At 43.0% G+C, this 12,344-nt stretch carries 8 protein-coding genes; 5 read left to right on the top strand and 3 right to left on the bottom strand.

Translation table 11 applies throughout. The features are described 5' to 3' along the window. From QZY09_RS08045 to QZY09_RS08030, 4 genes are all read left to right on the top strand, one after another. The coding region (locus QZY09_RS08045) for a DUF4395 domain-containing protein (protein ID WP_295670750.1) at window positions 1–386 on the top strand (386 nt) is incomplete at its 5' end. Between the two features lie 280 nt (window positions 387–666). Beyond that, entirely contained in the window at window positions 667–3,756 is a 3,090-nt protein-coding gene (locus tag QZY09_RS08040; RefSeq protein WP_295670746.1) for a TonB-dependent receptor, read from the top strand. A 10-nt stretch (window positions 3,757–3,766) separates the two neighbouring features. Next, entirely contained in the window at window positions 3,767–5,149 is a 1,383-nt protein-coding gene (locus tag QZY09_RS08035) for a RagB/SusD family nutrient uptake outer membrane protein (protein WP_295670743.1), read from the top strand. 144 nt (window positions 5,150–5,293) lie between these two features. Next, entirely contained in the window at window positions 5,294–7,276 is a 1,983-nt protein-coding gene (locus tag QZY09_RS08030; RefSeq protein ID WP_295670741.1) for a S9 family peptidase, read from the top strand. 35 nt (window positions 7,277–7,311) lie between these two features. On the opposite strand, the gene QZY09_RS08025 is transcribed toward QZY09_RS08030, so the two are convergent. Together QZY09_RS08025 and QZY09_RS08020 are read right to left on the bottom strand one after the other, a co-directional pair. Then, the gene (locus QZY09_RS08025) at window positions 7,312–8,709 is read right to left on the bottom strand and encodes a zinc dependent phospholipase C family protein (protein ID WP_295670739.1); all 1,398 of its coding nucleotides are present in this window, start codon (window positions 8,707–8,709) and stop codon (window positions 7,312–7,314) included. 312 nt (window positions 8,710–9,021) lie between these two features. Then, window positions 9,022–10,281 carry a DUF6515 family protein gene (locus QZY09_RS08020; RefSeq protein WP_295670736.1) on the bottom strand — a complete coding sequence of 420 codons (1,260 nt, stop codon included), beginning with the start codon at window positions 10,279–10,281 and terminating at the stop codon, window positions 9,022–9,024. Between the two features lie 149 nt (window positions 10,282–10,430). Between QZY09_RS08020 and QZY09_RS08015 the strand changes: the two genes are divergently transcribed. Next, a complete protein-coding gene (locus QZY09_RS08015) occupies window positions 10,431–10,904 on the top strand; it encodes a nucleoside triphosphate pyrophosphohydrolase family protein (RefSeq protein ID WP_295670734.1) in 474 nt (157 codons plus the stop codon). Between the two features lie 58 nt (window positions 10,905–10,962). On the opposite strand, the gene QZY09_RS08010 is transcribed toward QZY09_RS08015, so the two are convergent. Beyond that, on the bottom strand, window positions 10,963–12,123 hold the full coding sequence (locus QZY09_RS08010; RefSeq protein ID WP_295670731.1) for a DUF5009 domain-containing protein: 1,161 nt from the start codon (window positions 12,121–12,123) through the stop codon (window positions 10,963–10,965). Window positions 12,124–12,344: the final 221 nt, after the last annotated feature.

Genomic DNA, 12,344 nt, shown 5'->3' with positions numbered 1-12,344 from the left:
TTTTTGTGGTGGTGTTTGTGTTATTTTATGTAATTAATGGTAATCCCGTATCAATTGGCTTGTTGCTGGCTGATTTTCTGCTCAGGGCGTTTAATTTAAATGCTTATAGCCCTCTTGCTATTATCAGCGGGGCAGTGGTTAAGCAATTAAGCCTGACACCCAAACCCGTCGACCGTGCGCCTAAAAGATTTGCCTCATTTATGGGTGTTGCTTTTTTATTCCTGGTCTTGATCAGCTTCTTATCAAATTTCATCTTGCTATCAAAAGTTATCGCCGGTACGATGATCATTTTTGCGTCACTAGAAAGTTTTGCAGGCTTTTGTGCCGGATGCCATGTATATACTTTGATCAATCGCCTGAAATTTTCCAATAAACGCGTAAAATAGGGGGCAACGTTGCCGGGCGTTTTTTAACTCTTTTCTTTTTGATCCTTGCAGTTCAGTTATCATGCTTTAGCTGGCAATTAGCAGCTTTCTAACTGCTTTTCCCTGTACTTAAGTTTCGTTTGAAAAATTAACAACTATGTTGCAATAGTCATATTTGTATCATTTTGTCATTTATTGTACAATTTCTTTAATAGAAAGTAAATAATTTTAATCATCTCGTTGTATTTTTAGATTTTTATTGGGAAATTACAAACCCCATAACACTTAACATGTATAGCTTATGAAGAAAAATTTACTTTCCTTTTTTCTTTTACTTTCATCTTTTTCCTTTGTTTATGCTCAAAACAGGGTGATCAGTGGCAAAGTAACAGATCAAAAAGACGGATCACCCTTGCCCGGGGTAAGCGTGATCGTAAAAGGCTCACCTTCTGTAGGTACGCAATCAGATTTAAATGGTTTGTACTCTTTGTCCCTACCAAAAGATACCCGCACACTTATATTCAGGTACATCGGGTATAAAGAAGCTGATCTTTCTGTTTCAGGGACAACATTGAATGTGCAACTTGAATCCGATCCCAGACAATTAACAGAAGTGCTAGTAGTGGGTTACGGAACGCAAAAACGGGCCAATGTAACTGGCGCTATTACGTCAATATCCGGTAAAGAGGTAGAGAATACTCCTGTAACCACCTTCGAGCAGGCTTTACAAGGTAAAACTTCCGGCGTAAACATCCAGGCAGACGGTGGCAAACTTGGTCAGGGCGTTAAAATCAGCATCAGGGGTGTTGCCTCTGTATCTGCCGGTACCCAGCCGCTTGTTGTGGTTGATGGCATTATAATTAACCAAACAGATCTATCCAGCAATGGCGCTGCTACAAACCCGCTTGCTGATATTGATTTTAACGATATTGAATCGTACGAAGTTTTGAAAGACGCATCTGCGTCAGCAATATATGGCGCCCGCGCTTCAAATGGAGTAATCATCATCACCACCAAAAAAGGCAAGGCCGGAACAGCCAAAATTGGATTTAATGCACAGTTCGGGTTTAGCGAGCCATCGCACCACCGGCAGTTTTTAAACTCACAGCAATGGCTGCAGATTGAGCAGCGCTCCGTACTTGGTGCCGCTAACCAGGATGTATTAAACGGTTATGCCAGTACGCTGGCGGAGGCGTTGGCCAACGAAAGTTTGAACAGCACCTTTACAACACTGGCTGCGGGAAATACCAAATGGAACAAATACAATACCGACTGGGAAAAGCAAGCTTTTCAGAGCGCGCCCCAGCAGCAATACGACCTGAATTTTTCGGGCGGGAATGATAAAACCACTTATTATTTTGGCGGACAGGCCCTCAACCAAACCGGTATCATCAAGGCAAATGCTTTTCAGCGGTATTCAGGCAGGGTGAATATCGATTCAAAGATCTTCAGCAACTTTGATGTGGGAATGAAGCTGGACTTTACGCATACCTATAACCAGCGCGTTAGCAACGACGATCAGTTTAATACACCGTTGGAAATTGTGGCCTTATCGCCAATTACACCGGTAATTGATCCGCGTACAAATTTAGTAAGCGGTACGCCTCCCGGAGATCCTAACGGCGATTTTCCTTTGTATTATGACCCGCTGATAAGCGTTAACAATGCCTACTATCATACCAACGTTAATCGTACGCTCGGCAATATTTATGCAAACTGGGATATCGTTAATCATTTTACTTTCCGTTCAGAATTTGGCATGGATCAAACCAACCAAACAGAAGACAGCTACGCTAACAGCCTTACTGCAAGGGATACAGGCACCCCTAATGGGTTGGGCAACGACCAAACTACAAGTATTATCCATTATACCGTAAATAACTACTTTACGTATAAAAATGTATTCGCAAAAGATCATTCGTTGGAGCTAACGGCCGGTACAAGTTATGAATACAGCCATTTGATGGCTAACTCGGTATCCGGTAAAAATTTCCCTTCGGATGCTTATAAAGAAATAGCTTCCGCAGCATTAATATCCGCGGGTTCTTCGTCACAGTCGGAATATAGCTTTGTATCCTATTTTACGAGGGCTAACTATGCTTACAAAGGCAAGTACTTATTATCGGGAAGCGTGCGCACGGATGCATCATCAAGGTTTGGTGCAAATAACCGGTACGGAACTTTCCCGGCCGGATCTGTGGGATGGATATTGAGCCAGGAAGACTTTTTGAAAGATAGCCGCTCACTTAGCGAACTTAAGCTGAGGGCCAGCTATGGCTTAACAGGAAATGCCGAAATTGGCGATTATCCTTCTCTTGGTTTATTTACGGGGGATGCCGGCTATAACGGCACTGGCGGCCAGCGTTTTTCGCAATTGGCCAATCCTAATTTACGATGGGAAAAGACACTGCAACTTGATTTAGGTTTCGACTTCGGGTTTTTTAACAACCGCTTTTCAGGAACATTTGACTATTACCGCAAGAATACCCGTGATTTGCTACTGAATGTAAATGTGCCTGAAACATTAGGTATCGCCACGCAAACCCAAAACCTGGGCACTATGTATAACCAGGGATACGAACTATCGTTAAGCTCAGATAATTTAGTAGGTAAATTCAAATGGAACACCAATTTCAATATATCCTATAATAAAAACGTGGTAACCAATGTAAGGGGCCAGATAATAAACGACGGCGCCGACCTGAACCGCGTTATTGAAGGACAGCAGATCGGCGTGTTTTACGGACGCGAATATGCAGGGGTTAACCCGGCAAACGGTGATGCGGTGTATTATTTGAACACCAAAAACGGCGATGGCTCGCTGAACAAGGGGACCACGAACGACTATAACGCTGCTCAAAATGTCGTATTGGGTAATCCAACGCCCAATATTACAGGAGGCATTACCAATACATTCTCCTACCAGGGGGTTGATCTGTCATTTACTATTTATGGTTCATTTGGCAATAAAATATACAATGCCGCCGGCCAATACATGAGCACCGCAGCAGGCAATGGCCTGGATAACCAAACGATTGACCAGCTGAAATACTGGAACAAGCCGGGCGACATTACCAATGTACCTGAACCGCGGGAATTTTACGCCAATGGCACCAACCCATCAAGCAGGTATTTGTCGAGCGGCTCCTATGTCAGGTTAAAAACATTGACTTTAGGTTACACTTTCCCAAAGGATATGCTGGCGAAGATCAAAGTAGACCGTCTCCGGATATTTGTGAATGCTTATAACCTGTTTTTAATTACAAAATATACCGGTTGGGATCCGGAAGTAAATACTGACTTTTTAGCCAGCAATATTAATCTTGGTAATGATTTTTATTCGGTGCCGCAACCACGTACGGTTACTTTTGGATTGAATGTTGGACTTTAAAACTAAAACGATGAAAAAACTTAACAAATTATATATAGGGGTTTTAGGCACGCTATTGGTATTTAGTGCCTGCAACAAAGATCTGAATCTTAAACCCTACCAGCAACTTGACCAGAGCCAGGCGATACATACCGCGCAGGACGTACAAATTACGCTTGTGGGCGCTTATAACCGTGCGGGATTATCAGACCTGTACGGTGGCGGCGTATTCTTTTACCCTGACTTAATGGCCACACAAACCACTATTGACTGGCATGGCACTTTCCAGGGATTAACCCAAATGACCAACCAGCAAATACCAAATGATAACGGTTTTGTAAACAGCCTGTGGCTGGATGCCTACCAGGTAATAAACCAGGCCAATAATGTAATAGCCAACCTGGATAAAGTAGCTGCCGGCGATAAAGACAGAGTGGAAGGAGAGGCTAAATTTTTACGTGGGTTGACCTATTTTGATCTGGCCCGGATTTTTGGCAAAACATGGAATGATGGCGACCCGGCGGTTAACCCCGGCGTGCCCATCGTAACAACCCCTACCACGGTAATAAGCGCCTCTTCCTATGTGGCACGGGCATCGGTTTCGCAGGTTTACCAGCAGGCCATTACTGATCTTACTACTGCGGAAGCAAAACTACCGGCTGATAATAATTATTCTGCAAACAGTTTTTCAGCGGCCGCGATATTGGCGCGTTTATATTTGCAAAAGGGCGACTATGCAAACGCAGCTACCGAGGCAAATAAGGTTATCAGTTCAGGCAATTTTTCGTTAAACAAAACCTATGCTGCCGAGTTTCCTTACCCAAATCAAACGGCAGTACACGTAGATAATACTTCCGAAGATGTGTTTGCCATACAGGTAACTTCCCAACAGGGTGTAAATGGATTAAACACCTACTTCGCTTCTTCAAATGACGGGGGACGTGGTGATGTGCACGTCGTTCCGAGCTTTCTGAATAATTTTGAGAGTGGAGACGACCGGGCAGGGATGTTTCAGTACGATGACCCTACAGATCCTACCTCAACGCTAAGATGCCATAAATTTGATAACGTGGTTGGCAACGTCCACATTATCCGCCTGGCAGAGTTATACCTCATCAGGGCCGAAGCCAATTTACGTAAAAGCGGCGCACCCACAGGGGATACACCGGCTAACGACATAAAAGTAATCAGGAGCCGGGCCGGTTTAACCACACCTGCCACAGTTACTCTTAATGATGTGCTGACTGAACGGGTAAGGGAGCTTGCTTTTGAAGGCGGTTTCTTTTTCCATGATGCAAAAAGGCTGGGCCAAACCATCGGAACGCTACCCTTTAACTCAGATAAACTTGTATTCCCGATACCATTGCAGGATATTAATGCCAATCCAAATCTAAAACAAAACCCTGGGTATTAATTCACCTGAATCAATTTCAAATCATCAAACCATACATTAATTGATATGGTTTGATGATTTTTTGTTTTATCCTTTAATGGAGATGTTATAACCCGCTGGTAATTTTGATTACTATTTGTAAATTACACCATCAATTATTGATTTATGAAGAAACTTTTAGCCATCATCCTTATTTGTTCAGCTACACTTTATGGTTTTTCGCAGCAAATTAAAAAGCCATTTAGCCCTGCAGATGTTTTAAAGGAAAAGACCCTTAGCGAATCGAGGGTATCACCTGATAACAAATGGGTGGTTTATAGTTTATCAGAAGTAGATACCGCAAAAGATAAAAGCATAACCCACCTGTGGATGCAAAGTTTAACAGGTAATGAATCCATCCAGTTGACCTATGGTTCCGAATCAGCTACATCACCACAATGGAGTCCTGATGGTAAGTATATTTCATTCCTTTCTGAGCGGGAATCAAAAAATGGTTCACAACTCTGGCTGATGGACCGGCGCGGCGGTGAAGCCACCAAACTGACCGGCGTTAAGGGCGATCTGAATGGCTATGAATGGTCGCCTGATGCAAAAAAACTAGTTTTGGTCATCAAGGATGCAGAAGATAAGGATAAGGATAAGGACAAAGATGATGAAAAAACACCTTTGCCAATCCGTATCGATAGCTACCATTTTAAACAGGATATGGAAGGGTACCTGCATCACCTGCATACTCATTTGTATCTTTTTGATTTGGATACAAAGAAGCTGGATACCCTCACTAAAGGAAATACTGATGAGCAAATGCCGGAATGGTCGCCGGATGGTAAACTGATCGCTTTTGTCAGCAATCGCACCGCCGACCCGGAAAAGAACGATAATTCGGATATATTTACTATTGAAGCCAAAACAAAAGGGCAGCTCACGCAGCTAACAAGCTGGAAAGGGCACGATATTAACCCCAAATGGAGTCCTGATGGCAAGTTGATTGCTTACCTGCGTTCTACAAGTGATGCAGATTATATTATGTATGACCAGGATATGCTTTGTATGATGGACGCCGACGGTAAAAACGGTAAAACGCTAACACTTGAAATGGACCGCCCGGTAGCAACCCCCGCCTGGAGCAAAGATGGTAATACGATTGCTTTTACGGTAACTGACGACCGTAAAACTTACCTTGCACAGTATAGCCTTGTTAATAAAAAAATAAGCACACTCAACAGTGGCGATTATGGCATTGCCACAGAAAATCCGGTTAATGCAACAAATTGGGTGGTTGAAATGAGTACACCTTACCTGCCAACTGAACTTTATGCCATTGAAGGCGGCAAATTAAAAAGGCTTACCCATCACCAGGATTGGTTAAATAACATTAAACTGGCCCATGTTGAAGGTTTTAGCTCGACAAGCAAGGATGGAACGAAAGTATCAGGTTTACTTTACACTTTGGATAGTACAAAGTCAAAAAAACTTCCCTTTATACTTTATATCCATGGTGGCCCGGTAGCACAGGACGATTATACTTTTGATGATATCCGCCAAACCCTGGCCTGCGAAGGTTACGCAGTTGCAGCAGTAAATTACCGGGGCAGCAATGGCAGGGGGCTTGATTATTGTAAAGCTATATATGCCGACTGGGGCCACAAGGAGGTTATTGATCTGTTAGGCGCTGTTGACGAACTGGTTAAAGAAGGCGTTGCCGATCCTGATCATTTAGGCATTGGCGGCTGGAGTTATGGCAGTATCTCAACAGATTATACCATTGCTACCGACACGCGTTTTAAAGCAGCGGTAGCAGGAGCGGGGAGTGCCTTGCAAACCACGATGTATGGCAGCGATGAATATGTATTGCAATATGATAATGAACTTGGCCCACCATGGAAAAGCCAGGAAAAATGGATTAGTTTATCCTATCCATTCTTCCATGCCGACAGGATTAAAACACCTGTATTGTTTATGTCGGGGTTGAAAGATTTTAATGTGCCAACTGCCGGGAGTGAGCAGATGTATATGGCATTGAAACAACAAAATATCCCTACAGAACTGATTCTTTATCCAAATCAATACCACGAGTTTACTGTTCCGAGCTACCAGGCAGATCGTTTAAAACGTTACATCGGCTGGTATAATAAATATTTAAAATAGGTAACCTGCTAAATTGTTTAACAATTAAACCAACACTAATTTACTTTCGGTTGTTCGGATGCCGGTACGGGTTTCGATTTTATTTTGCCGTCGCTAACATTTATAGGCTGCACTGCTGGTTCATTTAATTTATAATATACGCCTTTAATATTTTTCAAACTGTCCATTTGAATCGGTGTAGCGGCCTTAAGTTCCTGTAATGCTAACGAAGTTTTCTTCCAATCTGCGGGGTATTTAAGGGCCAATTGTACGGTATCGGCTTTATTATAAAAATTGAGTAAATTTTGCTGAAGGGGTTGGGTCATTTCAATAAATTTATTTTCCTTCAGTTTATTAAGCAGTTCAACATATGTCTTGTCAGCCAGGCCATATTCTCCGGGCATGGTGGGGTTCCCGGTATCATAATCCATGTCTTTTAAATCTACTGTTCCGTTATGCAACTTGCTCAATATATCGTCATAATGGGTAATTACCGTATCAAAGCTGCGGATAAATAATTTTTCGCCCTCTGGGCCAACAGGTTTAAATCTCAAAGCCTTAAAAGGACCTATTTTGGGCATAATCCGAATAATGAACGCCAATACGCGTTCTTTAAATTTCGGCTTTTGTCTTGACGAACCAAACTCCTTATAATAGGCTTTCCTTTTCATCCGATAATGAAAACTTTTTTCGTTTGCGCTGGGGTTCGATTTTTTTATATCGTTTTTCTTTAACAGCCAGGCCGTGCGTGTTACTGTAGGCAATAAACTTTTTACAGACCAGCGGAAAGTTGATATAGCAAGATCAAGATTACCAAAAACAACATTGATATCCTGCCCATAGGTTTTTAAAAACGCCCGTTCCAGCACGGGTTTTGCAACTTCAAAGCCAATAAAATCGTGGTAGTTTTGTGATGCATAATTACCCCTCGCCGTTTCAAGTACATCAAATGCTATTTCAACCCGGCTATGCGAAGTGTGATCTTCATCATAAGTTACTACGGGGCCAAATCTTTCTCTCATTTCGGGGTAAACAATAGGCACAACATGGTTAGTTGCCAGTGAGTGTCCATATTTATCAGCCATATAGTGGCATAAGGAACCCAGCGCAAATGCATATTCATTGAGGTTTTGCGATTCAGATAAAAGGTTTTCAACAAAGTCGCCGCTGCGTACGTAATGTGCAAGGTTGGTAAAATAAACACTACCAAAAGGGAAATAGCCCATGTCGGCGATCAACGCACCACCATAAGCATATGCATGGGCCTTGACAAGGTCGCTATCGGCTGCCGCCGGGAACTTCTGTTTCAATAAAGGCAAAATGCTTTTCTTCCAGCTGGCATCAATCAACGCCTCATGGGTTAATACGGAGTAAGCCTTTGCAGGCTTTGGCATAAATGATACGAGTAGAAACAGGATCAATATATATCTGAGGGGTATTTTCAGCTTCGGCATGATTGAAATTGCGAGGTTTTAATTATATAAAAGAAATAAAACCTGAAATTGTTTTACAAGGATAAAAATATCATTCGGATCAGGCCCGCGAAATGCCATAAACTTTGGGCTGCACATCAGTAACCCAATGATTAACGAACTGTATAAGGAGATTCACTTTTCAGTTTTGTTCATTAGGAAAAGGTAATTTCTTAGCGTTGCATTTTATAAATATTGGCGCCGAAGCTGAAAAACATAGGGGATAAGCGGCTAATAAAAAAGGCGGCCCTGGAAAAACAGGCCACCTTTAAAAATATATCAGCAGTTATTGAATTAATTTTCCTGTGGTTCGTCAGATGGTGTACCTACTACTTTATAGGCCTTATTACCCCTGGTGTCAATCGTTTCCTGGTAGTAATAATCATCAGGAGACACAAAGAAAGTTTCGCCGTTAAGCTTTATCCTACGGGTATCCTGTGGCAAAGTTTCATAGACATCACCTTTTTGTGGTTCCGGAACATTGTTTACACCGCCTTGAGGGGGCGCACTGTTATATCCGCCATTATCAGGAGCAGGGGTATTATAACCGCCGTTATCAGTTCCGCTGTTGGCGGTGTCTAACTTACCATCTTTACCTGCTATCACATAAATGTTAGTACCATCATCCTTGGTAACCGGTTGATAATATACACCGTTCAATTCATAATATTGCTGTCCGTCAATGGTAATCTCTTTTGCACCGGCCGGAAGCTGTGTAATTTCAGCACCCAATGGTGGCTCAACTACGGTATATTGGTTGTTATTCTGTTGGTAATAAAATCCATTGCTGTAATAGTATGGCTGGTTGTCCCAATAGAAAGGATAATACCCGTAAGGTAAAACCCCTACACTGAAACCAATACGTGGCCAATATAAGCTTGCGTATAAGCCTCCGTTCCACCAGTAACCGCCACGGCCACCCCACCATCCGCGGGCACCCCAATAACTAGGGCCGTAAAAACCGCCTCTCCATCCGTAGCCACCTCTGTAGCCGTATGCACCACGGTAACCGTATGCACCACGGTAACCATAAGCACCGCGATATCCGCCTCTGTAGGCATTTACCCCGCCATTATAAGCATAACGATTTCCGTTATAACCCCTTGCGTTTACTCCGGGTCTTCCGTTAAAGCCTCTTGCGTTTACTCCGGGTCTTCCGGCGAAATTATTGCCTCTTGCATTCACGCCTGGTCTGCCGGCAAAGTTATTACTTCTGAAACCGTTGTTACCACCTTGAGGAGCAAAGCCACGTTGGAAATTGCCCGGCCTTTGAGGAGCCTGGAATGACCGGCCGCCGCCAAAGCCACCTCTGGGTGCTGCAGCACCACCGCCATTGAAACGGGCACCGCCGCCACCGCCGCCATTAAAGCGGGCACCGCCGCCGCCACCGTGATTACCGCCGCCGCCGCCGCGGGCAAAACCGCCGCCGCCACCGTGATTGCCGCCACCGCCGCCGCCACCTCTGTTGTGTTGGGCGCTGGCGGGCATTGCTAAAAACAGGCACATCAGCCCGCTTAAGCCAATTGATAACAAATATTTATATGCACTTTTCATAATTGTTTTTTTTAACTTTTTTTATGGTGTTTGTTTAATAGACAGATTTTACCGTCCTGGGTTTAATTGCACTTCATTTTTTATTTATACTTGCAGTAGAATGACAAACGAACCGGGATATAGCTGTGCTATCCGACAAAAAAATGATTATGATAAAAGACACCAATGCATTAAACCAGGTAGCCGAATTCCATCATACCTTCAAACATCCTATAGTACCCAACCCTGCCATCCCATCAAAAGAACGATGTGAGCTCAGAGTTTCGCTGCTGGCTGAAGAACTAAAAGAATTGCAGCAGGCAGTAGAAGATAACGATTTAACAGAAGTTGCTGATGCCTTATGCGATTTGCAATATGTACTTGCAGGGGCTATCTTAGAATTTGGCCTTGCCGAAAAATTTAAAGAACTATTTGACGAGGTACACCGCTCCAATATGAGCAAGGCCTGTAAAACCGTTGAAGAGGCTAACCTTACTATTGATCATTACAAAAACACTGCCAATACGGATTCATATCATAAAGAAATAGACGGGTTGTTTTTAGTGTACCGTACAGCTGACAATAAGACGTTAAAATCTATCAACTATTCGCCCGCAGGGCTTGGTCAAATATTAACAAAATAAAATAAGCCCGGCATGTTGTTCATGGCGGGCTTATCCTTTTTTATTGTCAACCTACTGTCTAAACCCTCAAAAACGTTTTCTTTTGGTACAGGTAACGCAGAAAGAACCATTTTATCAGCACCAGAGTTATCGCCATTACTACTGCGTTATATGGGTTTCCCACCAGTTGCCCGAGCCATTGGAAAAACCCGTTATTGGCATAGCTCCATTTGATAAAATGGCCCGAGATATAGATCAAAATAGAGTTCATCCCGATGACTTTAAAAAAGAAGGCCCATTTTTTATATCCCAAAACATCAATCACGTAATAAAAAACCGACATCAATATTAAACTGATCCCGCCGACCAGCATCACGAAGGAACTTGACCACAGGTTTTTGTTGATCGGGAAGTCTAAATTCCAGATCAGTGAAACGAATATAAAAACGATACCAAAAAGAGCCATCAGCAACGCCTTTAAATTCGCCGATATATCCTTCCTTTTTAACAGCGTTCCTGTTAATATACCTAAAATACCGGTGCTGATAGCGGGGATAGTAGAGAACAAGCCTTCCGGATCGTGCATATTTATTTTTGTACCGGGGTAGGGTACATATAAGTGGCCGGGCAATATGGTGCGGTCAACATACGAAGCAAAATTACCCTGCGGGGTAAGGTCGCCCGGGTGAAAACCCGGCGCAGCTGTAAATTTAAGCAGCAGGTAATAACCCACTATAAATATCCAAAACCAGATCATTTGCCAAAGTTCTTTTGCGTACAGGTAAATGATATTGGCAAACATATAGGCAATACCGATGCGCCCCAGTACACTAGGGAACCTGATATCCGCAATGGGTTGAATTTTTAGCCCGTTGTTTACCAGCAGCCCCAATAGCACCAAAATAAAGGCCCGCTTAATAACCCTTAGCATCAATTGTTCGCGGCTTTTGCCTTTCTCCAGTTCGCGGCCCACCGAAAACGGCGTAGAAACGCCTGCCATAAACAGGAAGAGCGGGAAGATCATATCATAAGCGTGAAACCCATTCCAGTCAGGGTGTTCAAATTGGTTACCGATCACCGTCCAGAAGGTTGATTTGGTAGAATCACGGAGCGCGTGCATTATTTCATCTGCCCCCATGATCCAGAACATATCGAAGCCGCGAAGGGCATCCAATGAAAACAAGCGGGTAGGGGTGGAATCGAAATCATCCGCCGCCTGAACTGTTGAGGTTTGAGCCATCTTAATGTTTTGAGATTTAATTGATACGCGAAAGGTAGAACTTTTTAAATTGATTTACAAAAATGAGTCTGGAAGTCGGAAAAGGGTAGATTCAACTCACCAATGCAACAATATTGTCTAAGTTAGTGTAAAAAACATGTTTGGGATTGTTGTATAGCAGTTTTTTTCTTGGTCTACTATTGATTTTGTGTTGTATGTCTTTGATTTCCTGTTCATTATAT

Origin of the sequence: uncultured Mucilaginibacter sp. (assembly GCF_903913935.1) — a bacterium.
Classification (GTDB): domain Bacteria; phylum Bacteroidota; class Bacteroidia; order Sphingobacteriales; family Sphingobacteriaceae; genus Mucilaginibacter.
This window is presented reverse-complemented; position numbering and strand designations above follow the sequence as displayed.